Source organism: Treponema sp. JC4 (genome assembly GCF_000260795.1).
GTDB lineage: Bacteria > Spirochaetota > Spirochaetia > Treponematales > Treponemataceae > Treponema_D.
In genome coordinates this window covers 15,531-37,533 of the sequence record NZ_AJGU01000020.1, presented here as the reverse complement: position 1 = coordinate 37,533, position 22,003 = coordinate 15,531, and the positions used below count along the sequence as shown (strand labels likewise).

At 42.4% G+C, this 22,003-nt stretch carries 36 protein-coding genes; 23 read left to right on the top strand and 13 right to left on the bottom strand.

Annotation, left to right across the window (positions count from 1 at the left end; translation table 11 throughout):
• Positions 1 to 57: 57 nt before the first annotated feature.
• The 8 genes from MSI_RS14305 (at position 58) to MSI_RS08850 (ending at position 5,298) form a co-directional block, all read left to right on the top strand.
• The gene (locus tag MSI_RS14305; RefSeq protein ID WP_009105954.1) at positions 58 to 1,113 is read left to right on the top strand and encodes a DUF3795 domain-containing protein; all 1,056 of its coding nucleotides are present in this window, start codon (positions 58 to 60) and stop codon (positions 1,111 to 1,113) included.
• Positions 1,114 to 1,127: 14 nt separating this feature from the next.
• On the top strand, positions 1,128 to 1,703 hold the full coding sequence (locus MSI_RS08875; RefSeq protein WP_009105952.1) for a transglutaminase family protein: 576 nt from the start codon (positions 1,128 to 1,130) through the stop codon (positions 1,701 to 1,703).
• Between the two features lie 43 nt (positions 1,704 to 1,746).
• Entirely contained in the window at positions 1,747 to 2,634 is an 888-nt protein-coding gene (locus MSI_RS08870; RefSeq protein ID WP_009105950.1) for a transglutaminase domain-containing protein, read from the top strand.
• A 21-nt stretch (positions 2,635 to 2,655) separates the two neighbouring features.
• Positions 2,656 to 3,573 carry a carbohydrate kinase family protein gene (locus MSI_RS08865; RefSeq protein ID WP_039924616.1) on the top strand — a complete coding sequence of 306 codons (918 nt, stop codon included), beginning with the start codon at positions 2,656 to 2,658 and terminating at the stop codon, positions 3,571 to 3,573.
• A 14-nt stretch (positions 3,574 to 3,587) separates the two neighbouring features.
• Complete coding sequence (locus MSI_RS08860; protein ID WP_202799336.1) at positions 3,588 to 4,124, top strand: GNAT family N-acetyltransferase; 537 nt, start codon at positions 3,588 to 3,590, stop codon at positions 4,122 to 4,124.
• Positions 4,125 to 4,178: 54 nt separating this feature from the next.
• Complete coding sequence (locus tag MSI_RS08855) at positions 4,179 to 4,703, top strand: GNAT family N-acetyltransferase (RefSeq protein WP_009105944.1); 525 nt, start codon at positions 4,179 to 4,181, stop codon at positions 4,701 to 4,703.
• Positions 4,704 to 4,838 (top strand): hypothetical protein, encoded by a 135-nt coding sequence (locus MSI_RS15145; RefSeq protein WP_009105942.1) that lies wholly within the window; start codon positions 4,704 to 4,706, stop codon positions 4,836 to 4,838.
• Positions 4,839 to 4,965: 127 nt separating this feature from the next.
• Positions 4,966 to 5,298, top strand: coding sequence for a DUF3795 domain-containing protein (locus tag MSI_RS08850; RefSeq protein WP_009105939.1), 333 nt, complete (start codon positions 4,966 to 4,968; stop codon positions 5,296 to 5,298).
• 174 nt (positions 5,299 to 5,472) lie between these two features.
• Here the strand turns inward: MSI_RS08850 and MSI_RS08845 are convergent, their stop codons facing one another.
• From MSI_RS08845 to MSI_RS08835, 4 genes are read right to left on the bottom strand one after another with little or no spacing between them, the layout of a single operon-like run.
• Positions 5,473 to 5,937: a GNAT family N-acetyltransferase gene (locus tag MSI_RS08845; RefSeq protein WP_009105937.1), complete on the bottom strand. Its 465-nt coding sequence runs from the start codon at positions 5,935 to 5,937 to the stop codon at positions 5,473 to 5,475.
• Positions 5,938 to 5,969: 32 nt separating this feature from the next.
• Entirely contained in the window at positions 5,970 to 6,074 is a 105-nt protein-coding gene (locus MSI_RS15190) for a 4Fe-4S binding protein (protein ID WP_369759195.1), read from the bottom strand.
• The gene (locus tag MSI_RS08840; protein ID WP_050983920.1) at positions 6,052 to 6,366 is read right to left on the bottom strand and encodes a hypothetical protein; all 315 of its coding nucleotides are present in this window, start codon (positions 6,364 to 6,366) and stop codon (positions 6,052 to 6,054) included. Before MSI_RS08840 ends, MSI_RS15190 begins: the two co-directional genes overlap by 23 nt.
• The gene (locus tag MSI_RS08835; RefSeq protein ID WP_009105935.1) at positions 6,347 to 7,063 is read right to left on the bottom strand and encodes an HAD family hydrolase; all 717 of its coding nucleotides are present in this window, start codon (positions 7,061 to 7,063) and stop codon (positions 6,347 to 6,349) included. Before MSI_RS08835 ends, MSI_RS08840 begins: the two co-directional genes overlap by 20 nt.
• Before the next feature lie 173 nt (positions 7,064 to 7,236).
• Here MSI_RS08835 and MSI_RS08830 point away from each other — a divergent pair, with 173 nt between their 5' ends.
• From MSI_RS08830 to MSI_RS08795, 8 genes are all read left to right on the top strand, one after another.
• Positions 7,237 to 7,926 (top strand): aspartate/glutamate racemase family protein, encoded by a 690-nt coding sequence (locus MSI_RS08830; protein ID WP_009105933.1) that lies wholly within the window; start codon positions 7,237 to 7,239, stop codon positions 7,924 to 7,926.
• Positions 7,927 to 7,944: 18 nt separating this feature from the next.
• Positions 7,945 to 8,592 (top strand): CatA-like O-acetyltransferase, family 3, encoded by a 648-nt coding sequence (locus MSI_RS08825; protein ID WP_009105932.1) that lies wholly within the window; start codon positions 7,945 to 7,947, stop codon positions 8,590 to 8,592.
• Between the two features lie 91 nt (positions 8,593 to 8,683).
• The gene (locus MSI_RS08820; protein WP_009105930.1) at positions 8,684 to 9,109 is read left to right on the top strand and encodes a hypothetical protein; all 426 of its coding nucleotides are present in this window, start codon (positions 8,684 to 8,686) and stop codon (positions 9,107 to 9,109) included.
• Entirely contained in the window at positions 9,106 to 9,564 is a 459-nt protein-coding gene (locus MSI_RS08815) for a GNAT family N-acetyltransferase (RefSeq protein ID WP_009105928.1), read from the top strand. Before MSI_RS08820 ends, MSI_RS08815 begins: the two co-directional genes overlap by 4 nt.
• 7 nt (positions 9,565 to 9,571) lie before the next feature.
• Positions 9,572 to 9,787 carry a hypothetical protein gene (locus tag MSI_RS08810; RefSeq protein ID WP_009105925.1) on the top strand — a complete coding sequence of 72 codons (216 nt, stop codon included), beginning with the start codon at positions 9,572 to 9,574 and terminating at the stop codon, positions 9,785 to 9,787.
• A 3-nt stretch (positions 9,788 to 9,790) separates the two neighbouring features.
• Positions 9,791 to 10,231, top strand: coding sequence for a GNAT family N-acetyltransferase (locus MSI_RS08805; RefSeq protein ID WP_009105923.1), 441 nt, complete (start codon positions 9,791 to 9,793; stop codon positions 10,229 to 10,231).
• 2 nt (positions 10,232 to 10,233) lie between these two features.
• Positions 10,234 to 10,746, top strand: a complete 513-nt coding sequence (locus MSI_RS08800; RefSeq protein WP_009105921.1) for an NUDIX hydrolase — start codon at positions 10,234 to 10,236, stop codon at positions 10,744 to 10,746.
• 18 nt (positions 10,747 to 10,764) lie between these two features.
• Entirely contained in the window at positions 10,765 to 11,214 is a 450-nt protein-coding gene (locus tag MSI_RS08795) for a GNAT family N-acetyltransferase (protein ID WP_009105919.1), read from the top strand.
• A gap of 566 nt (positions 11,215 to 11,780) precedes the next feature.
• On the opposite strand, the gene MSI_RS08790 is transcribed toward MSI_RS08795, so the two are convergent.
• Entirely contained in the window at positions 11,781 to 13,139 is a 1,359-nt protein-coding gene (locus tag MSI_RS08790) for an MATE family efflux transporter (protein ID WP_009105911.1), read from the bottom strand.
• Positions 13,140 to 13,232: 93 nt separating this feature from the next.
• On the opposite strand from MSI_RS08790, the gene MSI_RS08785 reads away from it, so the two are divergent.
• Genes MSI_RS08785 through MSI_RS08765 form a run of 5 tightly spaced genes read left to right on the top strand, consistent with a single transcriptional unit; the run spans position 13,233 to position 15,624 of the window.
• On the top strand, positions 13,233 to 13,865 hold the full coding sequence (locus tag MSI_RS08785) for a cyclic nucleotide-binding domain-containing protein (RefSeq protein WP_009105909.1): 633 nt from the start codon (positions 13,233 to 13,235) through the stop codon (positions 13,863 to 13,865).
• A 58-nt stretch (positions 13,866 to 13,923) separates the two neighbouring features.
• On the top strand, positions 13,924 to 14,394 hold the full coding sequence (locus tag MSI_RS08780) for a GNAT family N-acetyltransferase (protein WP_009105907.1): 471 nt from the start codon (positions 13,924 to 13,926) through the stop codon (positions 14,392 to 14,394).
• Between the two features lie 4 nt (positions 14,395 to 14,398).
• The gene (locus MSI_RS08775; RefSeq protein ID WP_009105905.1) at positions 14,399 to 14,776 is read left to right on the top strand and encodes a VOC family protein; all 378 of its coding nucleotides are present in this window, start codon (positions 14,399 to 14,401) and stop codon (positions 14,774 to 14,776) included.
• A 1-nt stretch (position 14,777) separates the two neighbouring features.
• Positions 14,778 to 15,230, top strand: a complete 453-nt coding sequence (locus MSI_RS08770) for a GNAT family N-acetyltransferase (RefSeq protein ID WP_009105903.1) — start codon at positions 14,778 to 14,780, stop codon at positions 15,228 to 15,230.
• 10 nt (positions 15,231 to 15,240) lie between these two features.
• A complete protein-coding gene (locus MSI_RS08765) occupies positions 15,241 to 15,624 on the top strand; it encodes a VOC family protein (RefSeq protein ID WP_009105901.1) in 384 nt (127 codons plus the stop codon).
• A 29-nt stretch (positions 15,625 to 15,653) separates the two neighbouring features.
• Here the strand turns inward: MSI_RS08765 and MSI_RS08760 are convergent, their stop codons facing one another.
• Entirely contained in the window at positions 15,654 to 16,679 is a 1,026-nt protein-coding gene (locus MSI_RS08760) for a low specificity L-threonine aldolase (RefSeq protein ID WP_009105899.1), read from the bottom strand.
• 48 nt (positions 16,680 to 16,727) lie between these two features.
• On the opposite strand from MSI_RS08760, the gene MSI_RS08755 reads away from it, so the two are divergent.
• Together MSI_RS08755 and MSI_RS08750 are read left to right on the top strand one after the other, a co-directional pair.
• Positions 16,728 to 17,576, top strand: coding sequence for an MBL fold metallo-hydrolase (locus tag MSI_RS08755; RefSeq protein ID WP_202799334.1), 849 nt, complete (start codon positions 16,728 to 16,730; stop codon positions 17,574 to 17,576).
• 4 nt (positions 17,577 to 17,580) lie between these two features.
• Positions 17,581 to 18,501, top strand: coding sequence for a DUF1848 domain-containing protein (locus MSI_RS08750; RefSeq protein ID WP_009105895.1), 921 nt, complete (start codon positions 17,581 to 17,583; stop codon positions 18,499 to 18,501).
• Positions 18,502 to 18,504: 3 nt separating this feature from the next.
• Here the strand turns inward: MSI_RS08750 and MSI_RS08745 are convergent, their stop codons facing one another.
• The 7 genes from MSI_RS08745 to MSI_RS08720 form a co-directional block, all read right to left on the bottom strand.
• Positions 18,505 to 18,855, bottom strand: a complete 351-nt coding sequence (locus MSI_RS08745; protein ID WP_009105894.1) for a NifB/NifX family molybdenum-iron cluster-binding protein — start codon at positions 18,853 to 18,855, stop codon at positions 18,505 to 18,507.
• A 5-nt stretch (positions 18,856 to 18,860) separates the two neighbouring features.
• Positions 18,861 to 19,223 carry a Rid family detoxifying hydrolase gene (locus MSI_RS14300; protein WP_081481377.1) on the bottom strand — a complete coding sequence of 121 codons (363 nt, stop codon included), beginning with the start codon at positions 19,221 to 19,223 and terminating at the stop codon, positions 18,861 to 18,863.
• An 81-nt stretch (positions 19,224 to 19,304) separates the two neighbouring features.
• Positions 19,305 to 19,826 carry an HD domain-containing protein gene (locus MSI_RS08740; RefSeq protein ID WP_009105891.1) on the bottom strand — a complete coding sequence of 174 codons (522 nt, stop codon included), beginning with the start codon at positions 19,824 to 19,826 and terminating at the stop codon, positions 19,305 to 19,307.
• Positions 19,823 to 20,467, bottom strand: coding sequence for a DUF4405 domain-containing protein (locus tag MSI_RS08735; protein WP_009105888.1), 645 nt, complete (start codon positions 20,465 to 20,467; stop codon positions 19,823 to 19,825). The genes MSI_RS08740 and MSI_RS08735 overlap by 4 nt, the downstream gene beginning before the upstream one ends.
• Before the next feature lie 4 nt (positions 20,468 to 20,471).
• A complete protein-coding gene (locus tag MSI_RS08730) occupies positions 20,472 to 20,846 on the bottom strand; it encodes a cyclophilin-like fold protein (RefSeq protein WP_009105885.1) in 375 nt (124 codons plus the stop codon).
• Positions 20,847 to 20,944: 98 nt separating this feature from the next.
• The gene (locus tag MSI_RS08725) at positions 20,945 to 21,286 is read right to left on the bottom strand and encodes a putative quinol monooxygenase (RefSeq protein ID WP_009105883.1); all 342 of its coding nucleotides are present in this window, start codon (positions 21,284 to 21,286) and stop codon (positions 20,945 to 20,947) included.
• 8 nt (positions 21,287 to 21,294) lie between these two features.
• Positions 21,295 to 21,843, bottom strand: a complete 549-nt coding sequence (locus MSI_RS08720) for a flavodoxin (protein WP_009105879.1) — start codon at positions 21,841 to 21,843, stop codon at positions 21,295 to 21,297.
• Between the last annotated feature and the right edge of the window lie 160 nt (positions 21,844 to 22,003).

Genomic DNA, 22,003 nt, shown 5'->3' with positions numbered 1-22,003 from the left:
ATTTTTGGTATGAAGGATTTTATAGCTTACTAATGAATATTTATAACGGAGCTTAACATGGATAAAGAATGGTCAGAAAAAAATAAAAAAATGCAAACTCTCATTTCTAAGGAAGCGACCTTCTCTGAAGGCATAAATCTTCTTCTTGAATTACGCGGCAACTTGTTTGAGCAGATTACTTCTATTGTAAAAACATTTCCTCCGGTAGCTTTTTATCAGCTTCCCTTTGGTCACGGCGACAAAAATCATAATTCAACTCTCGCATGGTCGCTCTGGCATCTTTTCCGCATCGAAGACATTGTAGCTCACACATTGATTTTGAATAACAGGCAGATTCTTTTTGAAAGCAATTGGATAGAGAAAATAAGCAGCCCGATTATTACAACCGGAAACGAGCTTGCCGGCGAGGCGATGATTGATTTTTCAAAAAAGCTCAACGTAAAAGCCCTTTATGACTATTGCAAGGCGGTGATGGATTCCACAAATGAGCTTTTGAAGAGCCTGCGATTTTCAGACTTAAAGCGGAAGTTTTCGGTTGAGGACAAAGAAAGACTTATTGCAGGCGAGTGCGTCAGTGACGACGATTCTGCTTCCTGGCTGATTGATTTCTGGTGCGGTAAAAATGTAAAAGGCTTGATACAGATGCCATTTTCCCGCCACTGGATTATGCACGTGGAAGCAATGCGTCGAATCAAAAACAAGCTGTGTCAGGAGGCAAAAAAAGGCGTAGACCAGATTGCCTGCTGCGGGCTTTCCTGCAATCACTGTTTTCTTACGGCCTGGTGCGGTTCGTGCAGGACAATTTACAACACCTGTTCGTTCGCGACCTGTTCCCCAGACGGTGTATGCCCCAACACAGCCTGCTGCAAAGAAAAAGGCCTTGACGGCTGCTATGAATGCGACGAGCTTTATGATTGCAAAAAAGGCTTTTACTCATTGGGCAAAGATACAAACGCCATAAGGGCGATGGCTCTTTTCATACAAAAACACGGCAAAAAGGAATTATTGAAAGTTCTCGACAGCCTTCACAAGAAAAAGAATTTCCAGAAAATTCAGGAAGTCCTTGGCGAGGAAATCGAAGACGGCCTGAGGATTCTTGAAGAGAACAGGTAGGGAGAAAAAGCTTAATGGAAGATTTATCTGAATTCTTAAGGGAAACGGACTGTATTGATTTTTCAAATCCGCTGCTTGTGCAGAAAGCGGACGAACTGAAAGCAGCTTCTTCTGATGAGGTGGACTACATCGAAAGGGCATACAGATTTGTGCGCGACGAGATTCCCCACAGTTGGGACGCAAGGCTCACCGTGGTCTCAAAAAAGGCAAGCGACGTGCTCAAAAACGGAACCGGCATCTGCTGGACAAAATCATGCCTGCTCGCAGCCCTGCTTCGTGCAAATAAAATACCTGGCGGAATAAGCTACCAGTATCTGACACGTGCCGATGATGCAAGCGACGGCTATATTATCCATGCATTGAACACTGTCTATATCGATTCGTTGCAAAAATGGATTCGCCTTGATGCACGCGGAAACAAAGCCGGGGTAAACGCTCAGTTCAGTCTCGAAAAAGAAATTCTTGCCTTTCCCGCCCGCCCTGAATTTGGCGAAAAAGATTACTGCGACAACCACACTGATTTGGACGCGCGGCTTAAAGAAATTCTAAATACGAGCGGCAACATTCTTGAAGTTCGCGCGGAATGGTGAAACGACATTGAATAGGATGAGGTAATAAAATAGGGAGCAAAAAATGAAAAAGGAAATCTGCGAATTTTACAAAAAAACAAGCCCTTTTACAGAACTGGGACTTTACCGGGATTTTGCCAGAAATCTTCCTGATGATATCAATGAGCTTTGCATTTTACAGAGAAAGCAGACAATTCATCCTGTAGGACTTTTGAATCCTGCGACAAGGATGGAAAAAGATGGTTTCTGGGGAGATTTGAGCCAGGTTCCTTTGACCCGCCTTAATTTTGAGGAAGACTGGTTTCCAAATGCCCTGAGCATGTTTGCTGAACTTTTGCGTCTGAACCCTGAATATTCGGTAAATCGAAGCGCAAAGGACAAGATTCATATCACATGCCGCTGTCAGGCAATCATGCTGGCTGCAACTTTAAAAGCAAAAGGAATTCCAGCCCGTGTTCGAAGCGGATTTGCGCCTTACATCAAGGAAGATGGTGAAAATCGGGACCACTGGATTACGGAATGGTACGATCAAAAATCTGATTGCTGGATTTTGACCGATGCAGACATTCACCTTGACCCCAACATCAGTTTTGATCCAAACAATATTCCTCGAGAACGATATCTCACAGGCGGTCAGGCATATTTAAAACTCCGCCGGGGAGAACTTTCCGAAAAACAGGTGTCCTTTGCTTCCTGGCCGGTTACTTACGGACTTGCGGCTGCAATACGCGCTCTTTTTTATGACTTTCACTGCCTTATGAACGAGGAAATAATTTTTCTTCATCAGCCGGAATATGTTGTATTTAAGGATTTTAAATTGAGCGAAGAAGAACTCGATGAACTGGACAAGCTTGCAGAACTAATGCTGGAGCCGGACAAAAATTTTCCTGCGCTCTGTCAAATCTGGGAAAATCAGACAAAGTTCAGGATTTTGCGCGGTGGTTTAAATTAAATTTTCATTGAAACAGGGGAGATGAGAAAAGTTATGGAAGCTTATTTGTTCGGACAAGTGCTTGGAACTCATTCATTCTTGCTGAAAGGCGGTTTTTTGCAGCCTGACGAATATTCTGAAATCAAAGATCAGTATTTTCTTCCGGGCGGTGAGACTGGAACTGCTGCAACAGTGCTTGATTCTCTTGGCGTTTCGGTTCGCATGGACGGTACATGGATTGGTACAGAAGTCGCGCCCATGCTCAAAGCCTTTTATGAAAAAAAGAACGTTGACCTGTCGCTTCTCAATTTTGTAGAGGATGACAAGGGCGTTATGGATTATGTTGTGATCGCAGGGCTTGTTCGCTCACCGATGGGAAGATTCCAGACACTTTTTTCGAGTGGGAAAAGATGGTGGAGCGTTCCCAAAAAAGAAGACATCGCCGGCTGTAAGGTCGCTGCAATAGACCCTTTCTTTGGTTCTGAAACATTGCTAGCGGCTGAACTCTGCCAAAAACTTGGCGTGCCTTATGTCACAATCGACAGCCCTCATGATTCGCCTTTGCACAAGAATTCGGCAATCAACGTCGTTTCCAAAGAATGCACGTCCCAGCACTACAAGGGAATGTCTGCCGAAGAAATCATGAAACTCATGCAGGCAGAGAGCGAAGGCCTCACGATTATCACTCAGGGTGGCGGTGAAATGCTTTATGGGCGAAAAGGCGGCAAAATCCACCGTATGAAGCCTTTTTCTGTTGAAGTCAGAAGCACTTTGGGAGCCGGAGATACATTTAAGGCTGGATGTGTGTACGGCCTGCTTCACAAAATGAGCGATGAGAAACTTGTTCGGTTTGCAAGCGCATGTTCTGGCATTGCAATTTCAAGGTTCCCGCTTCCGCTCAATCCGCCTAAGCTTGAAGAAGTACAAAATTTGATTAAAACTCTTGGAAGCGAGAAGTAAAAATGAACTGTCGAATGAAAAGATGTTCCGGCAACGATAGTGATTTTATAGAAAATTGCTACCTTTTGGATTTGGATTTAGACAGGCGGCTTGGAAGGGTTGTCGAGCGTAAGCAATATCACCAATACAATCTGCTTGATGATATAAAAGAAGCTGTTGTCGTTTATTCGGGCGATGAAGTTGTGGGGGCGGGAGCTTTGCGAGAATATACTTACGATGATATAGAAAATGCCGTAGAACTCAAAAGAATCTTTGTGCGAGAAAAATTTCAGGGGCATGGAATCGGAACAAGGCTCGTTCAGGAGTTGATTAACTGGGCAAAGGAGCTTGGTTTTAAGAATATAATCCTTGAGACCGGCGAATTGCTGCAAGAATCCTGCCATGTGTATAAAAAGCTCGGATTTGAAATCATAAAGAATTACGGGCCTTATGTTTCCATGGCCGACTCGCTTTGCATGAAAAAAATTTTAATTGCACAGCGATCTGGATTCCCGCCTCAAAGAAATTTTGAAGGAAAGCCGCAGCATCCTGGAAGTCCGAGCGGATTTTGAGATATAGGAAGGAGAGAAAACAAAAATGAAAAAACTGGGCTGTCGGGGGAGCGCATGAATAATCTTGTAAAAGCATCTGCCTCGGATTTTGAAAAAATAAAGTCGGCATACATCGACATAATTAACCGCACGCCGAGTATGAAGGAATACGCCCGCTGGGAATACGGAAAGCATCCAACCGACGAAATGATTCAAATGTACATCGACGGTGGAAACATGTACCTGTTTATGGAGGATGGGAATCTTGCGGGAGTGATCGCAATCACGTTCTCTCAGGGAGAAGATTATCATCCTGTAAAATGGCAGGTTGAGGCAAATGATGACGAGGTGATGGTACTTCATATTCTTGGAATCATGCCGGATTTTCAGGGAAAAGGAATCGGAAAGAAAATGATTCAGTCTGCGCTGGAACTTGGACGGACTAAAAAAATGAAAGCCTGCCGCTTTGACGCACTTTCTTCAAATCTTCCTGCTCAGAAACTGTACGAAAGTCTTGGTTTTGTATTTTGCGGGAAGCAGCATTGGTTTGCCGACAACACCGGCTGGACTGATTTTTATTTGTATGAATTAGGATTGTAAGTGGAAGGAATCTATGGAAAAAATGAATATGGAATCTGCGCGAGCGGAACAATCGAAGAAGTTACCGACCAGAGCGTAAAAGAAGACTTGTGGCAGACTGGCTGGCTTTTGTATTATCACAAAGAATACTCTTAAATTGCAAGGAAGCGGAATGAGTTTGGACTGATTGCATTTCATCTTGAAAAAATGCATCTTGTCTGAAAAACAATCCCTTTCTCCGCTTCCTGTACTATAATTGAATCAAAAAGAAAGGGGTACTATTATGAAAAAACTTATTGCTTACTGCGGCTTAGACTGCGAAAAATGCGACGCTTACATCGCCACACAAAACAACGACCAGGCTTTGCGTGAAAAAACTGCGAAATACTGGAGCGAACTGAACGGCGTTGAAATCACACCGGAAATGATAAACTGCGACGGCTGCCGCATGGACGGACGTAAAACGCCATATTGCGAAAGCATGTGCCAGATAAAAAAATGCGCCCAGTCAAAAAAGATGGAAACATGCGGTTCTTGCGCTCAACTCAAAAACTGCAAGACCGTCGGAATGGTCACCATAAACAATGACGAAGCAAGAAAAAATCTCGGGATATAAAGAAAATGCTGGATAAAGGAAGGCTTGCGTGAAAAATATGATTCGTCTGGCTATCTGCATTCTTTCGGCAATCATACTGCTTTTTATTTGCTTTATGATTCTGCTTCCTGCTCCGGGTAAAGCTTATGCTTTGCCAAGTTCGGTCTGAGTAAGTTTTTTTAGTACGCAATTTTTCTATTGCAAAATGTTCTTGTACAGGCTTACATGAGTTTCAAGATTGTTGAATCCGTTTTTCAAATAAAACTTGAAGGCCGGCTTATCGCTGTCAGTCTGAAGGAAAATTCCGTGGCACCCTTTTTTCTTTATTTCTTCTGAAACCAGTTTTAAAAGACGAGTTCCGATTCCCTGTCCCTGAAGAGCCGGGTCAACGCAAAGCTCTTCGATGTTGTAGTTCGTCCCTTCCCACCAGTGACGGACCATTCCGAGCGTCATTGCAGCAAGCTTTCCGTCGCGGATAATACCGTAGTTGAGTGCATTGTATCCGCCTGAAATTTCCTTTACATATTCCAAAAGCTGAGTGCGGTCGCTCCAGTCGTCGTTCCATGGTTCGCCTGCAAATGCTTTCTTAAAAAGGTCCGCCATTTGCTCAATGTATGATTCGTCAAGCAATGTTAAGCTGTCTTCAATTGTATTGCTCATTTTGAATTTCTCCTTTTTGCTTTTTTAGTTCATTAATATAACACTTCTTTCGGACATATGTTTTTACATTCCATGCAAAGAATGCATTCAGTTCCGTTAACTCGCTTGCGTGAATTATCTGTAATCTTTACTTCCATCGGGCACATGCGTCAAAAATAATGCTGTTACAAAAATAAATGAAGATGCGAACAGAACGTATCTTATCCATCCGATATGCTTTGGCTTTTTTGCTGATTTTTCCGGTACTTTGTAAGGAAGAAAATCAAGCACCATTGCAGTCCAGCAGGCAAATCCGCACCAGCCCCTTCCAAAAATTAGTGGCCCAAAAATTTTTGCAACCGCATAATGAATCGCAGATGCTTCAAATGCTCCGATAAAAATATAATACCAGAAGCCTTCAAGACCTGCCTTATTTTTTATTATTTTCAATAATTTTCCAGGCTTTATTAAGCGAGCCGACTTCAAAATATGCAGGCTTTTCCTGATGACAGATAAGCGCATCGCCATCAAGCTTGCGGTTCAGGTAAATTACATTCATCCCGAATTTTAACGCCGGCTCAATATCGTGAACCGGGCTGTCTCCGATATACCAGGAGCTTTCTTTGCTGGTGGCGGCTCGCTCGAGTGCAATTTCAAAAATGTGAAGATCAGGCTTGCTTACGCCAACTTCGCCCGAGATAATAATCGGATCAAAATATTCTTTAAGATTTTCCTTGTTGAGCTTCCAGTACTGGTTTGACGGATCGCCGTTTGAAATAAGGCCTGTCGGAATATTATGATTTTTCAGGTTGTCAAGAATGCCGCGCGTATCGGGGAATAAGGTAACGCCCTTTTCGTAATTAGACCAGTAAAGCTGGAATCTTTTTTCCAGTTCTTTTTCATCAAGGATGCTGCCGTTCATCTCAAACATTCTTTTAACCCTCAGATGCCGCTGTTCGTCAAATGTATGGAGTCCGGCTGAATATTCGTCAAAAGCCTTCTGTGCGGTTTCTTTCCATTTTAAGCGGAATTCAGGATAGTCCATTTTTATTTCGTCGTTATAAGTATCGAACACGGCTTTAATTCCCATGTCTTCGCCAATCTCAAAATCCATCAGTGTCCTGTCTAAATCAAAAAAAACAGTCATTTCTATATCTGCCTCCGTAAGTATAGCTGGTATATTATCACAAGACGTGAAAAAAGAATTGCATTTCATCGTGTAAAATATGCATCTTGTGTGTTTTTTATTTCCAGTCACAGCATTCTGGCATATACTGAATCCGAAATTAAAAATGCGGAATTCAGGAGACGCGAGAAGGTATGAAGACAATTGGATTAATCGGTGGAATGAGCTGGGAAAGCACGGTTACATATTATCAGGTTATTAACGAGACTATAAAAAAAGAACTTGGCGGATTTCATTCATCAAAAATTTTAATGTACAGCGTTGATTTTGCTGAGCTTGAAAAAAACATGTCGGAAGGCAACTGGGATGGCAACGCAAAAATTCTTGCGGAAGCTTCCAAAAGACTTGAAAAAGCCGGCGCTGATTTCATCGTAATTGCAACAAACACGATGCATAAGCTTGTGCCTCAGATTGAAAAGAAAATCAACGTTCCGATTCTTCATATTGCGGACGCGACTGCGAATGTCATAAAAAGGGACGGCCGCCGCAAGGTCGCGCTTTTGGGAACGCGCTTTACGATGACTCAGGACTTTATCAAGGAACGTCTTGTTAAGGCAGGACTTGAGGTCCTTGTTCCCTGCGAAGAGGACATTGCGATTGTTGACGATGTGATTTTCAACGAACTTTGTCTTGGAAAAATTATTGATTCGTCGCGCGAAAAGTATAAATTGATTATTGAAAAGATGAAGGCGCTTGGTGCAGAAGGCGTAATCCTCGGCTGCACGGAAATCGGAATGCTCATCAGCCAGAAAGACAGCGTTCTGCCGGTTTACGACACAACTTTGATTCACGCAGCAGAAGCGGCACGGCTACAGCTTGAATAGTTTTAAGGAGGACTAAAATTGAACTACAAAGTAATTAATCAGGAAACGTATTACAGGAAGGGCGTGTACCGTCATTTTACGGAAGACTGTAAGTGCTCCACATCCATCACGGCAAGAATCGACGTTACGGCTCTTGTCGCATATTCAAAGGCGAAGGACACAAAGTTCTACATCAACTTTCTCTACATTCTTTCAAAAGTGCTCAACTCGCGTGACGATTACAAGATGGCGTATCTCTGGCAGACAAAGGAACTCATCTGCTACGACAGGATAAATCCGATTCAGTATGTCTTCCACGAAGATACCGAAACCTGTACGCCGGTCTATACAACTTACAGCGAAGACTACGAAATTTTCTATAAAAATGCGCTGGAAGACGTTGAAAAGGCAAAGAAAACCCGGGACTACGGACTTGATGCCGCAAATCATCCCAACTGGTTTGACGCATCCTACATTTCCTGGCTTTCCTACGACTCACTGAACATCGAGCTTCCTGACGGCTATCCGTATTTTCTTCCAATCGTCAACTGGGGAAAATACCGCGAAGAAAACGGCAGGCTTTTGATGCCTGTTTCCGTTCGCCTCAATCACGCTGTTGCCGACGGATTCTTAATCGCCAACGTGTTCAGGCTTCTTGAAAAGGAAATGGCAGACTTTGTAAAATGAACGGAATTTTCTACAAGGGCTTTACTGATGATGAAATAATCCGATTCGAGGGGCTGCTGGAAAGAATACTCTTAAATTGCAAGGAAGCGGAATGAAAAACATGGAAGTCATTAAAAAATTAGTCGGAGATTCGATTACAGAGTCAAACTTAAAGAATGTTGACTGCTATGCATTTAGAAATTTTGCCCTCTTCATTCAGTCGATGGGCTTTTGCGAATTTGCCGTAAAAGAACAGCATGTTCATCCGTCCTATATGATAATAATAGAATTCGGGACGGATGATTTCTTGATTCCCCCAAGAATCGAACTGAAGAAAAATTATTATCTTGCCTCTATTGTCTCTCCCAACATCCCCCACGAAGACAAGGCCGTCGAATTTCCGAATTATTACACAATCATGATTGATAAGGAATATTTTGAAAGCCAGTTTTTGCTTTATCAAAATGAAATTCCAAGATATGCAGGGCAGCGGACAATCTATTACGGTCACGGAAAGCATACGGAGAATAAAATATGAAAATTGATTTTCGAAAAGCCGAGATTTCGGATGCTGAACGGCTCGTAGAAATTTACAATTCCTCGTTTTACGCGGACTTCATAAAATACGGCGAGTGTCCTGCGTATGGAAGAAGCAAAGAGATGATGGAGAAGTCGATAATTGATTATCCTAAATTTCTGATTATGAATGACGGCAAAGCGGTCGGCTGCATTTCCTGCAAAGAAATCGAGAAAGGAAAGTTTGAAGTTGGATGTTTGTGTGTGATTCCAGAGTTTCAGGGCAGAGGAATTGGAACTGCTGCCATGGAATTTGCAAAATCATATTACAAGGATTGGAAGAAATTCACCCTGGTTACGCCTGCTGATAAAAGTCAGAATGTAAAGTTTTACACAGAAAAATGCGGCTTTAAAATTCAGGGCTCTGAGATGGATGGCGATGTAAAAGTGTTTAGATTTGTTTTGGAAAAAGAATAGAGAAAATATGAATGAAGAAATAATTGAAGCGGCAAAAACTTATATACATGATTTGTTCAAAGAAGCGGAACGGCTTGCAAAAGAGGAAGGCAAGAGCGCGCTTTACGTTTCCACAGACCATATTGGCCTGTACGAAAAATACGGCTTTGCCTTCCGCGAAGAAGCGCAAAGTATTTACGGCGAAAGCTCCCGCGTGTATGAAAAAAAAATTGAAGTGAGGTGAAAAATGACAACCAAGAAAACAGAGAATGGCTTTACAATAAAATACAACGAGCTTAACGCAAAGGAATTCATTTTTCTGTGGGAATCCGTGTGGGGCGAGCCGCCTTCTTTGGAGCAGACGGAGCTTGCGATGAAAAACACGCTCTTCAAGGTGTCGATTTTCGACGGCGAAAAAATTGTGGCGATGGCAAGGGCGATTGGCGACAAGGGTTTGTGCTATTACATTAAAGATGTCGTTGTCCATCCCGGCTATCAGGGAAGGGGTTTGGGAAGAATTTTGATTGGCGAAATTCTTGAATACATTAACGCCAACGGCGCGGAGGGAACGGAAATTGCCGTCGAACTTTGTGCAATGCCTGACAAGATTCCTTTCTATGAAAAGTTCGGCTTTGCGGCGAACGAGGCGCAAAGGCTGAGGATAATGCATAAAGTGAAGGTGGAATAAAAATGGCGAATCCGTGGGAAGAAATAAAACTTGACGACTACGAAAAGCACATGAGCCTAGATTTTAAAAACATGTCTTTGCATAAAGTGTTCGGTGCAAAGGAAAATGCGGAATATGTTGACAGGAAAGGTGCCTATTTGATTCCTGTAAAAGACGGCAAGGTGGGAATAGTAAAAACACCCAAGGGATTTTTCTTTCTTGGAGGCGGAATCGAAAAAGGAGAAAGCCACAACGAATGCATAAAACGCGAGTGTCTGGAAGAAGCTGGTTTTGAAGCGGCGGTCGGAGAAAAAATCTGTTCTGCCGAGACCTATTTCCTGCATGAGACAATCGGCTATTTCCATCCGATTCAAACATATTATGCGGGAAGTCTAGCTGAGAAAATTTCAGAGCCGACGGAAAGCGACCACAAATTTATGTGGATTGACTATGACGAGCTTAGCGGCAAGATGTATCTTGAAATGCAGAATTGGGCATTAGAAAGGGCATTGGAGCTTAAGGCAAAGTCGGAATAAACTGAGGAGTAATAAATTATGGAAATTCGAGAATTGAACGAAGGCGATTTGGATTCGCTGATAAAATTGTACGAGCAGCTTGACGGCTCGAACGAAGGCTTTTCGGTGGAAGACGCTCGCCTGGTTTGGAAAAGCGGAATTGAAGGCAACAAAAACATTAAATACTTTGGCGCGGTCGAGGACGGAAAAGTCATTTCGACCTGTTTCTGCCTTATAATCCCGAACCTCACCCGGCTTGGAAGCTCCGCCTGCTTTGTCGAAAACGTTGTCACCGACAAGGATTACAGAGGCCAGGGACTGGGCAGAAAAGTTATGGAAAGGGCGATTGCCTTTGCCCGCGAGCGAGACTGCTACAAGGTGATTCTGGAAAGCGCAAGCTTCAGGAAAGAAGCCCACCAGTTCTACAGAAACCTGGGCTTTGACGGTGATGCCAAAAAAGCATTCATCATGAAGCTCAAGGATTATTAAAATTGACTATACAATCCGCATATCTATAAGTCAAATACTAATTGGTTTTTGTAAGAACCTGGTGTAAGATTTTGATTGTAATTTTATCTTGCGGTTTTATAGACGATGACAAATCGGGATTTGACGGGGTGATGCTTTGAATAGCCTTCGAGACCTTCTTTGATTTAGGGTTTATTACAAACCCTAAAAACGGCTGAGTCAAGGCTTTAAGCGAAGCGTGCCTTGACCAGACGTATTCCGGCTTTTACAGATTCTTTTTCAGAATCGCTCATTTCTTTTAATGTCCATAAGATTATGTGCTTTACCATTTTTCTTGTCCTCTTATATATCAGATTAAATCATATTGCAGCCGGATTTTCTTTCTTCCGGATGCGCCAGCCGCGAAAGCGGCGTGTTAAATAATTTCTACTCATGCAAACGAGCGCAGCGAGTATGTGCTACTTCAAAGCCGCAGTTGGCTTCCATATTGAGTTCGCGCTGTTCACGGGTTGTGTCTTTAATCAAAATGCTTGCCATAGTGTTTTCCTGTTGGCAAACATTTGATTACAAAAAGAGGACGAAGTCAGTTATGCAGCCTGAGTTTTCAGCATCAGTTTTTCTTCTTTCTTCTGACTGTAGTTCATCATCAAAAGGCAGATGGCAGTAAGGATGATTTCTACAACTGGCTGAGCTGCAATGGCACCGTTTATTCCAAAGAGGGCATTCAGGATGAGAACTCCCGGAATAAAGAGGATTACGTTTCGGAGCATTGTGATTATGAGTGAGCTCTTTGCTTTTCCGAGTGCCTGGAAGTATGCAGTGACCATGTTCACAATTCCCAAGAAAGCAGCTGATAGGCAGAGCACTCTAAGGAAGCGGGCTGAAAGTTCAATCAGTTCGCTGTCCTGTAAGAAGATGGAAACCAGAGGACGACTGAATAAGAGGAAGGCAACAGTGAAGATTGCTCCAAGAATAATTCCATCGAGGGAAGAGAAAGTCATTGCTTTTTTGAGTCTGTCTTTCTGATTTGCACCGTAGCAGTAGCCTAGCAGAGGTCCAACTCCCTGACTCAATCCTACGCCGAGCATAATAGGGAAGGTATCAATTTTGAAGGCAATTCCGTAAGCTGCAACCGCATTTGAACCGTAACCACCGATGCAGTTATTGAGTACGATGTTTGAAACGCTGAGCATGATTGTAATAAGGCTACCTGGGATTCCGATTTTGATTACATCAATTCTTGTCTGGGGTTTTACCTTAAAATATTTTGGTGAAAGAGAGAAGAGCTCGTTCTTGTGTAAGATTTCAATGAACATGCAGAAGAATAAGTAGATTGTTGCGCAGAAAAATCCGATTGAAGTTGCGAGGGCTGCTCCTGCTGTTCCCATATTCAAAAGAACGATGAATACCCAGTCCAGAACAATATTAATTCCATTTCCAAGAATAATTCCGGTTGTTGCCTGTTTGATTAATCCGGCTGAACGGAAAATATGAACAAGTCCGTTTGAAAGGATGATGAAAGGAGCTCCAAGGAAAATCCAGAAAAGATAATCACAGGTGAAGCTCATGTTTTCTGCATCAGCACCTGCAAGACTGGCAATAGGCTTGAGCAGTACCAAGCCGATCACAAGAACAATGATTCCTGAGAGTGCCATAAGGTATGTGCTGTAAGTGATTGTGCGCTTTGCATTTTCGTGCTGTTTTTCGCCAAGCAGGCGGGCAATGACACTGCTTCCACCCATTCCGAAAATACTTGAAATTGACATGATAATCAAAAGGACCGGCATACAAAGGGTGACTGCTGCAATCTGTGCAGAGCTTTTTGTGAGGGAAACAAAATAGGTGTCGGCCATGTTGTAAATAAGAGTTGCGAGACTGCCAAGCATGGCAGGAATTCCCAGCTTAATGATTGCACGCTGGATATTTTTTTCTTCAAAAACTGTCATAATCAGCCTCCTGTAAAAAATCTGTTGAAAGTATGTTTATTGTAAATTAAAATTAAAATATCAAACCGGACATATGTCCTGTTGAGGATTTTTATGAAAAGAATTTACGATAAAGCAAAAATCTCTGCTGCAATCTCAAATAGCCGATATAGGGAAGTTCTGGAAGCATTGGATGGAAAACTTTCAGGGGGATTTTTTCTTACTGAATATGAGACAGGCGAGTTTGTTAGTGCTCCAGATGCAAAAAATGAATTGTTTCAGATTGTTGTTTCCGGACTGGTTTCGATTTATTTTATCCGTAATGATGGAAGTTCTTATTCTCTGGCTTCTTCTGAATCAGATGTAATTATTGGTGTGTCGGAATTATTTGATATTGAAAATGCTGGAGTTTTCGCAGAGGCTAACGAGAAAGTAACCTGTCTTTCCTTTTTGATGAATGAGAATCGGGAAATGCTTTTGGATAATAATTTGTTCCTGCGAATGATAGCTAAATCTTCTTCTATAATCCTGGATGTAGTTACAAAAAAAGAGGCCGTTCCTACTTCGTTGAAAGAAAGACTCCTTGCATATATGCATTATAAATGTCCTGATCAAATTTTGAGGGGAGTGGAAAAAGCAGCCTTCCAGCTCCACTGCAGCCCGCGTCAGTTACAGCGGGTCTTGAATGAACTTACCGATTGTGGTGAGACAGAAAAAATCGGGAAGGGGGCGTATAGACTGAAATAAAAGAAGATTAATGTGTCTTGTACAAAAGTCTCTGCTATAATAAATCAAGAGGTTAAAAATGATTGATTACAAAAAAGCAGAGTTGAATGAACTTGAAGAAATTATAAGATGTCGTATGGAATTTATCCGCGAAGACATTGGTCCGCAGACTCAGGAAATGGAAGCGACAATTCAGGCACAGCTTCAGGAATATCTTAAAAACCATCTGAACCGCGATTGTTATGTTTTTGCGGCAGAGGAAGAAGAGCGTATCATTTCAATTGCTTTTTTGCTGATTCAGGAAAGGCCTGCGAATCCGAGATTTCCTCATGGCCGAACCGGAAATATCATGAATGTTTATACGTTTCCAGAAAAACGACGCCAGGGAATTGCAGGCAATATCATCAAACAGATTATCGATTTTGGAAAAACTCAGAATCTTGATTTTCTCGAACTCAAGGCAGCCCCTATGGGATATCCGCTGTATAAAAAGCTTGGTTTTGAAGATGCCTGCAGTCGTTGCAAAGAAATGAATTTTAAGTGGGAGTAAAAAAATGATTAAAGGAATCCATCACATTTCAATGAAATGTGGAACGGCAGAAGAGCTTGCTAAGGTTCGCGAGTTTTATATTGAGTTACTTGGCTTAAAAATCGTACGCGAGTGGGCTGAGGGTATGATGATTGATACGGGTAACGGCCTGCTCGAGATTTTTACCAATGCAGATGGAACTCACTGCCTTGGCGCAATCCGTCATATGGCGCTTCTTACAGATGATGTTGATGAAATTGCGGCGAAGGTAAAAGCTGCCGGCTACGATCTTTTTATTGAACCGAACAACAAAGATATTCCTTCTGATCCTGTGTATCCGATTCGAATGGCATTCTGCTACGGACCGCTTGGAGAGCAGGTAGAGTTTTTTATGGAGAGATAAATTGGAAATCAGAAAAGCAAATGCTAATGATATAGAAACTTTGATGGAAATCCGGCTTGAGATGCTTCGCGTTGTGAATAACCTGAGTGCGGATGCCGTGTTTGATAAAGTTATTGTGGACTGTTCCCGCGAATATTTTCTTCACGGTAATCAGACTACAGTTCTTGCAATTGATGGTGGAAAAGCAATCGGCTGTGCTTCAATCAGCTACATAAACATAATGCCAACGTTTGACCATCCCACTGGAAAACGAGCGCATCTTATGAATGTCTACACAAACAAAGAATACCAGAGGCAGGGAATCGGCAAAAAGATGGTGAACATGCTCATTGAAGAAGCCCGCAAAAAAGGTTGTACGGAAATAAGCCTTGATGCAACGGAACAGGGCCGATTCCTTTATACTCAGCTGGGCTTTACTGCAAATGAAAGCGGAATGGTGCTGAATCTGAAATGAGGGTACAGATATGAAAATCGAACACATTGCACTTTATGTAAATGATTTAGAAAAGGCCAGAGATTTCTTTGTGAAATATTTGGGCGGAAAGTCGAATAACGGATATCACAATCCTAAGACGGATTTCCGCTCATATTTTATTTCTTTTGAAGATGGTGCCAGATTAGAAGTGATGACTAAACCTGGTCTTGTAGATGATGAAAAACATTTGAATCGTACGGGATACGCTCATGTCGCCTTTAGTCTTGGCAGCAAGGAAAAAGTTGATTCTCTAACTGCAAGACTTAAGGCCGACGGCTACGAAGTTGTCAGCGGTCCCCGAACAACCGGCGACGGCTATTACGAAAGCTGCATCGTGGCTGTTGAAGGAAACCAGATTGAGATTACTGAATAAAGATGCTGATAATAAATGTCAGCTTATCTTTATAATATTTTTTCCAGTTCTGAAATCTTTTCACTTGTGGTTGCCCAGCTTGTTGCAAATCTTACGACCGTGTGAGTGTCATCGTATTTTTCCCAGAAAGCAAACTTTACTTTTTTCTGAAGCTCATTGAGTTTATTGTTTTCAAGAATTACAAACTGCTGGTTAGTCGGAGAATCCATAAAAAACTTGTAGCCTTTTCTGGTAAAGAGAGACTTTAATTCTTCTGCGCGGTCAATTGCATTGCGGCTGATTTCAAAATACAAATCATCAGTAAAGAGTGTGTCAAACTGAATTGCTAAAAGTCGTCCTTTTGCCAGAAGAGCACCGTGTTTTTTTACCAGATGTTCAAAATGAAGAGGCATATTCTTTTTTGTAAAAACGAGGGCTTCACCGCACAGAGCTCCGACTTTAGTTCCGCCTATGTAAAAAACATCACAAAATTCTGCAATATCAGGGAGAGTCAAATCTGACTGTCTGCTCATAAGACCGTAGCCAAGTCGTGCCCCGTCGAGAAAGAGCGGGATTTTATGCTTTCGGCAGACTTTTGAAATCTCTGTCATTTCTGTTTTTGAATACAAGGTTCCGTATTCCGTTGGATGAGAAATATAGACCATTCCCGGAAAAACCATGTGCTCGTGATTTCCATCCTTGTAAAAATCAGAAATATAGGAATCAAGTTCTGCGGCGTCAATTTTTCCATTGTGAGAGGGGAGTGTCAGAACTTTTCGGCCGGTATATTCAATGGCTCCGGCTTCGTGGACGCTTACATGTCCGCTCTGAGCTGCAACAACGCCTTCATACTGATGAAGCATGGTGTCGATTACAATCTGATTAGTTTGAGTGCCGCCAGTCAAAAAAGCAATCTGTGCATCTGGCAAAGCGCAGGCAGCTGCAATCTTTTCTTTTGCAGCTTTTGTATATTCGTCGGCACCATAGCCCGAAAGACTTCCCATATTTGTTTTTGCCAGTGCCTCCAGAATCTTTGGATGTGCACCTTCAATATAATCACTTTCAAATGACAGCATTCGTTTCCCCTTTTTTATCTGCTGATATAATATGATATAATAAGAAAAATGGAAACTGAAATGCGGATTATAAATCTTGTAGAAAATGAACCAGGCGATAGCGGCTGCGAGGCGGCTCACGGACTTTCGTTTTATGTAGAAACCCAAGCCCATAGGTTTTTGTTCGACACAAGCCCGAGCGAGCTTGTGATTCGTAATGCCCAGAAGCTTGGTGTAGATTTGACTTCTGTTGATACTGTGATTTTAAGCCACGGACATTATGATCATTCAGGCGGAATCCTGCCGTTTGTGGAAATTAATCCTCGTACTAAGATTTACATGCAGAGTAATGCCGGTGGTGAATATTATGCCTTCGACGGGGAAGATAAGGGCTTCCGCTATATCGGGATTGATAAAAAGATTCTCTCGCTGCCCCAGGTTCAGCTTCTGAAGGGTGACACAAAAATTGATGATGAGCTTCAGCTTTTTACTGTTGATAATCGTACCTTTCCGCTGCCTTCTACAAACAAGCGTCTCCGTCAGCTTTGCAACGGACAGTATATTCAGGATGAATTCCACCACGAACAGAATCTGCTTTTGACAACCGGCGGAAAGAAAATCCTTTTCTGTGGCTGTGCGCATAACGGCATTCTGAATGTGATGGAAACGCTTGAACGGAAGTTTGGCCCGGCCTCACTTCCAGATCTCGTAATCGGCGGTTTCCATCTTATGAAGCGCACCGAGTTCTCCGAGGCAGATACTGCCGAAATCACAGAAATCGCAAATCGCCTCAAATCCTATAAATCTCACTTTGCAACCTGCCACTGCACGGGCCTTCCAGTTTTCAATCAGATGAAAGAAATCATGGGCGGGCAGTTGAGTTATGTTCGGTCTGGGGATGAAGTTCTTGTAGAGTAGAAAAATGATAATCCAGACAGGACAGCGAACAGACATTCCGGCATTTTATTCTCTCTGGCTTTTGAACCGGCTTAAAGAAGGGTATGTGATGGTTAGAAATCCCTTTTATCCTTCATCTGTTTCGCGCTATGAACTTAATCCTCAGATTGTTGATTTGATTACTTTCTGTACTAAAAATCCCCTGCCGGTTTTGAAAAATCAGGAACTCTGGAATGAGCTTTCAAAATATAATCAGTGGTGGTATGTTTCGCTCACACCTTATGGGAAAGAAATTGAGCCTAATGTGCCGCAAAAGGTTGATGTCGCAGACGGCATTATTGAACTTGGAAAACGCCTTGGACCGGAAAAAGTCGGCTGGCGTTATGATCCGGTTTTTATCTCCGAAAAATATACGATTCCATATCATCTTAAGGCATTTGAAAATATTGCCCGCAGGCTTTGTGGCGCAACGAAGACTGCCGTAATCAGCTTCATAGATTTATATCCAAAGGTGAAACGTAATTTTCCCGAAGCCCGCGAGGTGACTCAAGAGGAGAGGCTTACTCTTGGAAAAGCTTTTGTTGAAATTGCCGCTAATTATGGAATGACTTTGCGTCCTTGTGCCGAAGGAAGGGAACTCGAACGGTTTGGTGCGGACTGTTCCGGCTGTCAGACTGTTGCAGTACTCGAAAATGCTATTGGTAAAAAACTTAAAGTTCCTAAAAAGAATTCTGCAAGAAAAGAATGTGCCTGTTTTTTAAACGGGGATATTGGAGTTTACAATTCCTGTGCTCATCTGTGCCGATACTGTTATGCAAATGCAGATTCCAGACTTGTTCTGGAAAATATGAAATTACACAATCCTGCTTCTCCGCTTTTAATCGGCGAACTGAATTCTGATGATAAGATTTTTAATACAACACAGAAAAGCTGGATTGTGGAATAAAATCTATTCGTGATGATGATGATCACACTTAGCTGCAAAGTTAGGCTTGAGTTCACCCTTTGCAAAAAGCTCTGCGGCGTCGTCGGCAGAACCGGTAATTCCTGGCATTTCTTTTAAGCCGGCAGCGGCAATTGCATCAACGGCACCCTGGCCACGGTTTCCAAGAATCAGAGTTTCTACTCCAAGGCTCTTAAGGTATGGAGGAAGCGCGTGATGTCCGTTTCCGCCGTTATCAATTACTTCTGAAGAAACAATCTTTCCATCTTCAATCTGATAGATTTTAAAATACTGAGTTTTTCCAAAATGCTGGAATACGTTCCCGCTTTCTTTTTCGTATGTTACTGCGATTTTCATGCCTGTTATTCTACAACAGCCACTGCCTCGATTTCAACAAGTGCGCCTTTTGGCAGAGCTGCAACTTCAAAACAGCTGCGGGCAGGCTTTGAAACAAAGTACTTTTCATAAACCGTATTGAAGGCAGCAAAATCTGAAATGTGGGCGAGGAAGCAGGTAGTCTTTACAACTTTAGAAAAGTCTGTTCCTGCCGCCTTAAGAATTTCTCCGAGGTTCTTTATAGCCTGTTCAGCCTGAGCCTCAATAGAGCTTCCTTCGATTGCCCCGGTTTCAGGATTGAGCGGAATCTGTCCCGAAGTATAAAGAAATCCGTTTGCAAGAATTGCCTGTGAATAAGGCTTTCCATCGCTTATAAGCGCCAGGTGCAGAACTTTGCATCGGGACAGGGTATCTATAATTTCATCAAAATCTTTTACTTCGCGGTCTTTTCTTCTTATTTTTACCTCGTATCATTGTAATAATATTGATTTAATCAACTTCTTACCTGCAGCTGTCTTACAGATTCTTTCAAGAAAATTTTCAATATTTTCTTTTGCATAATTATTTTCAATCGCATTCTCAAGATAATCTGCTTCAAGAAGAATCTGATAATCTAATCCATCTACATCGTTGAAAGTATGATGGTGGCCAACAAGATATGCAATCCTGTCTATCTGATGTGATGTAAAATCTGTAGCAGAAAGAAAATCCCGGGCAAGAATTTCTCCTTCCTTTTCCTGCATTTTTCCATTTGTATTACCATATTTTTCACGGCAAAGCGGACAGGCAATGTCGTGGACGAGCGCTGCCGCCTCAAGAATAAACTGTGTTTCCTCATCCAGTCCTTCCAGATTTCCGATGGTTTTCGCAAACGCCCAGACCTGAAGAAAATGAGTTATATCATGCTGGTTGCCTTTTGAAAAATCAATCATTTTCTCTGTAAGTTTTGCGATAATCATTGTTTTGTCAGATGTTTCTGAAGATATCTTCATTTTTTGCCTCTTGTGAAAAGCTTTCCGATATAATACGACACTGTTCCAAACAAAACAATTATCGAAATGTAATCCAGTACGAACAGCATATAACCGCGTTCAAAATCAAAGAAGAAAAACTGCTGAAGCCCGAACATGTATTTCCACAGGCCTCGTGCGATAAAGGCGTAAACGCCATACAGGCTGATTAGGATACAGATTAAGCGCGGCACAATCCCTCGGATTTTTATTTTGGTTGCAATCATTGAGGCATGTAATCCGATATGGAAGGCCATGAAAATGTAATACCAGTGAGAGGCGAGCAGGTGAGTAGTTCGGGCAAAACCAAGTGCTCCGCCGACCCAGTCAGCCGGAATAAACCACGCCATCAAAAGGTCGCTTATCATAAGGAACAAGGCACAAATCAAAACGCCGCAATTCACAACAAGCTGCATGATTCTGTACGGCTGATACTTCCCTTTGAATAAACTGCTATACCAGCGTCTGTTCAACACAATGTGAACCACCCATAAAACAATCAGCGATATTCCACAAATCTGATGAATGCGGTCATCCGGGAAAAGGACAGTACCGCCCATCAAAATTATGGAGAGTAGAGTCATCAAAATGTCGAGCGGCATACGGAGCTTGTTTGTATTCATATTCCTAATCCAAAGTGTTAATTGAAAGCACGGCAGTCACATTACCTTTTCCCAGAATCTTTTTGAGTTCGGCTTTTGTTATGCCGTCAATTTTTCCAAGCAGGGTAAAGTTCCAGCTGTTTGTGTCGTAGTAAATCGTAATCTGATTTCCCTGATAGAGGATGATGTCACCTGGTTCAGTTGTAATCTGCGTGTCGTTTCGCGGAAGCGATGTCTGAAGCGAGCCGACTTTTTCAAAATTGCCGTAATCGTGCATGTCGATTGTGAGTTCGCCTTTTTGAAGAAGTTCCACCAGCGCGTGCGAAGATGAATTGTCGTAAAGTGTTGCTGTAAGAGTGTGTTTGCTCGTTCCGTTATCAATCTGAATGTATAGCTTCATGGGGAGAGCTCCTTTTGTTGTTGGGGCAGTATTGTTTCCAGCGGCGCAAGCCATAGCTATGACTAAAATTGCAGGAAACAGAATCGAAATCAATCTTTTCATTTTCTTATGAATTCCTTGTCACTTTCTGGGACACCGCCTTCATCAGCTACAAATCGCTCTACCGTCATGTGAAGGTCGTACTTTTCGCGAAGCCGTGCGATTTCTGCCATCATCGGTGAGGCATGGTGAATGTCTATCGCTTCTTGATTTTCCCACTGGTCGATGAGAAGCACGGTTTTGTCCGGGCTGACATCAAAAAGACGCTGATAATACTCATAACGAAGGTTTCCTTTTTCAGCACGGATTTTTTCAACTACGCCGCTTTCTGTCATTTCGCGGGCAAAATCAATTGCGGCATTTCCTTTGCCTGTGTATCTAAGGTTTACTGTAATGCTCATATTTTCTATTATTTCAAAAGTCCTTCAATATATTTCTTGATTTCATCAGCCTTGCCACGTGTAAAATCTTTACCACCTAAGAGCTTTGCTCCTTTTGCGTATTTGGCAAGATCGGTGCCGCTGCGTCCAAGACCGCCTCCGCCTGATGTACAAAGAGTGACGATTTTCTTGCCTTCCCACTTCTGGCTTTCTACAAAGGTGTACATGATTTTTGGAGCATATGCCCACCAGATGGGGTAGCACAAAATTACAGTGTCGTAACCTGAGATGTCGATCTTGTTTGCAATTGCAGGTCGGCTTTTCGGGTCGTTGCATTCAATTGATGAGAGTGATTTTTTGTCGTGCCAGTTTAAGTCAGCGCTGGTGTATTTGTGAACGGGCTCGATTTCAAAGATGTCTGCACCCATTGCGGTTGCGGCGTTTTTTGCCATTCGCTCGGTTGTGCCTGTTGCACTGAAATATACAAACACCACGGTCCCTGAGCCCGTCGAAGGGTTAGCAGATAATCCTGTCATAACAAATGCTCCTATTAAAAGTGATAAAATAAGTTTTTTCATATGAATCCTCCTGGTTTAAAATCACTGCCGTCATTCCGAACTTGTTTCAGAATCTCCTTTTTTATAAGTTACACAATGTCACTAAGCAAAACTATAACAAACGTAATATCGCTTGTCAAGAAAAAGATTGAAATATGTGCAGAATAAAAATATTTAATTC

What these genes read in the sequence shown, in the direction of transcription:
- MSI_RS08845 (WP_009105937.1), bottom strand. Translation starts at nt 5,937, where the DNA reads ATGAGCAATACAATTGAAGACAGCTTAACATTGCTTGACGAATCATAC.
- MSI_RS08795 (WP_009105919.1), top strand. Translation starts at nt 10,765, where the DNA reads ATGGAAATTCGAGAATTGAACGAAGGCGATTTGGATTCGCTGATAAAA.
- MSI_RS08730 (WP_009105885.1), bottom strand. Translation starts at nt 20,846, where the DNA reads ATGAAGCTATACATTCAGATTGATAACGGAACGAGCAAACACACTCTT.
- MSI_RS08830 (WP_009105933.1), top strand. Translation starts at nt 7,237, where the DNA reads ATGAAGACAATTGGATTAATCGGTGGAATGAGCTGGGAAAGCACGGTT.
- MSI_RS08860 (WP_202799336.1), top strand. Translation starts at nt 3,588, where the DNA reads ATGAAAAGATGTTCCGGCAACGATAGTGATTTTATAGAAAATTGCTAC.
- MSI_RS08720 (WP_009105879.1), bottom strand. Translation starts at nt 21,843, where the DNA reads ATGAAAAAACTTATTTTATCACTTTTAATAGGAGCATTTGTTATGACA.
- MSI_RS14305 (WP_009105954.1), top strand. Translation starts at nt 58, where the DNA reads ATGGATAAAGAATGGTCAGAAAAAAATAAAAAAATGCAAACTCTCATT.
- MSI_RS08810 (WP_009105925.1), top strand. Translation starts at nt 9,572, where the DNA reads ATGAATGAAGAAATAATTGAAGCGGCAAAAACTTATATACATGATTTG.
- MSI_RS08800 (WP_009105921.1), top strand. Translation starts at nt 10,234, where the DNA reads ATGGCGAATCCGTGGGAAGAAATAAAACTTGACGACTACGAAAAGCAC.
- MSI_RS08760 (WP_009105899.1), bottom strand. Translation starts at nt 16,679, where the DNA reads ATGCTGTCATTTGAAAGTGATTATATTGAAGGTGCACATCCAAAGATT.
- MSI_RS15190 (WP_369759195.1), bottom strand. Translation starts at nt 6,074, where the DNA reads ATGGAAGTAAAGATTACAGATAATTCACGCAAGCGAGTTAACGGAACT.
- MSI_RS08815 (WP_009105928.1), top strand. Translation starts at nt 9,106, where the DNA reads ATGAAAATTGATTTTCGAAAAGCCGAGATTTCGGATGCTGAACGGCTC.
- MSI_RS08790 (WP_009105911.1), bottom strand. Translation starts at nt 13,139, where the DNA reads ATGACAGTTTTTGAAGAAAAAAATATCCAGCGTGCAATCATTAAGCTG.
- MSI_RS08775 (WP_009105905.1), top strand. Translation starts at nt 14,399, where the DNA reads ATGATTAAAGGAATCCATCACATTTCAATGAAATGTGGAACGGCAGAA.
- MSI_RS08805 (WP_009105923.1), top strand. Translation starts at nt 9,791, where the DNA reads ATGACAACCAAGAAAACAGAGAATGGCTTTACAATAAAATACAACGAG.
- MSI_RS08780 (WP_009105907.1), top strand. Translation starts at nt 13,924, where the DNA reads ATGATTGATTACAAAAAAGCAGAGTTGAATGAACTTGAAGAAATTATA.
- MSI_RS08875 (WP_009105952.1), top strand. Translation starts at nt 1,128, where the DNA reads ATGGAAGATTTATCTGAATTCTTAAGGGAAACGGACTGTATTGATTTT.
- MSI_RS08740 (WP_009105891.1), bottom strand. Translation starts at nt 19,826, where the DNA reads ATGAAGATATCTTCAGAAACATCTGACAAAACAATGATTATCGCAAAA.
- MSI_RS08865 (WP_039924616.1), top strand. Translation starts at nt 2,656, where the DNA reads ATGAGAAAAGTTATGGAAGCTTATTTGTTCGGACAAGTGCTTGGAACT.
- MSI_RS08850 (WP_009105939.1), top strand. Translation starts at nt 4,966, where the DNA reads ATGAAAAAACTTATTGCTTACTGCGGCTTAGACTGCGAAAAATGCGAC.
- MSI_RS08725 (WP_009105883.1), bottom strand. Translation starts at nt 21,286, where the DNA reads ATGAGCATTACAGTAAACCTTAGATACACAGGCAAAGGAAATGCCGCA.
- MSI_RS08820 (WP_009105930.1), top strand. Translation starts at nt 8,684, where the DNA reads ATGAAAAACATGGAAGTCATTAAAAAATTAGTCGGAGATTCGATTACA.
- MSI_RS08750 (WP_009105895.1), top strand. Translation starts at nt 17,581, where the DNA reads ATGATAATCCAGACAGGACAGCGAACAGACATTCCGGCATTTTATTCT.
- MSI_RS08735 (WP_009105888.1), bottom strand. Translation starts at nt 20,467, where the DNA reads ATGAATACAAACAAGCTCCGTATGCCGCTCGACATTTTGATGACTCTA.
- MSI_RS08855 (WP_009105944.1), top strand. Translation starts at nt 4,179, where the DNA reads ATGAATAATCTTGTAAAAGCATCTGCCTCGGATTTTGAAAAAATAAAG.
- MSI_RS08755 (WP_202799334.1), top strand. Translation starts at nt 16,728, where the DNA reads ATGGAAACTGAAATGCGGATTATAAATCTTGTAGAAAATGAACCAGGC.
- MSI_RS08835 (WP_009105935.1), bottom strand. Translation starts at nt 7,063, where the DNA reads ATGACTGTTTTTTTTGATTTAGACAGGACACTGATGGATTTTGAGATT.
- MSI_RS08870 (WP_009105950.1), top strand. Translation starts at nt 1,747, where the DNA reads ATGAAAAAGGAAATCTGCGAATTTTACAAAAAAACAAGCCCTTTTACA.
- MSI_RS08745 (WP_009105894.1), bottom strand. Translation starts at nt 18,855, where the DNA reads ATGAAAATCGCAGTAACATACGAAAAAGAAAGCGGGAACGTATTCCAG.
- MSI_RS08765 (WP_009105901.1), top strand. Translation starts at nt 15,241, where the DNA reads ATGAAAATCGAACACATTGCACTTTATGTAAATGATTTAGAAAAGGCC.
- MSI_RS08785 (WP_009105909.1), top strand. Translation starts at nt 13,233, where the DNA reads ATGAAAAGAATTTACGATAAAGCAAAAATCTCTGCTGCAATCTCAAAT.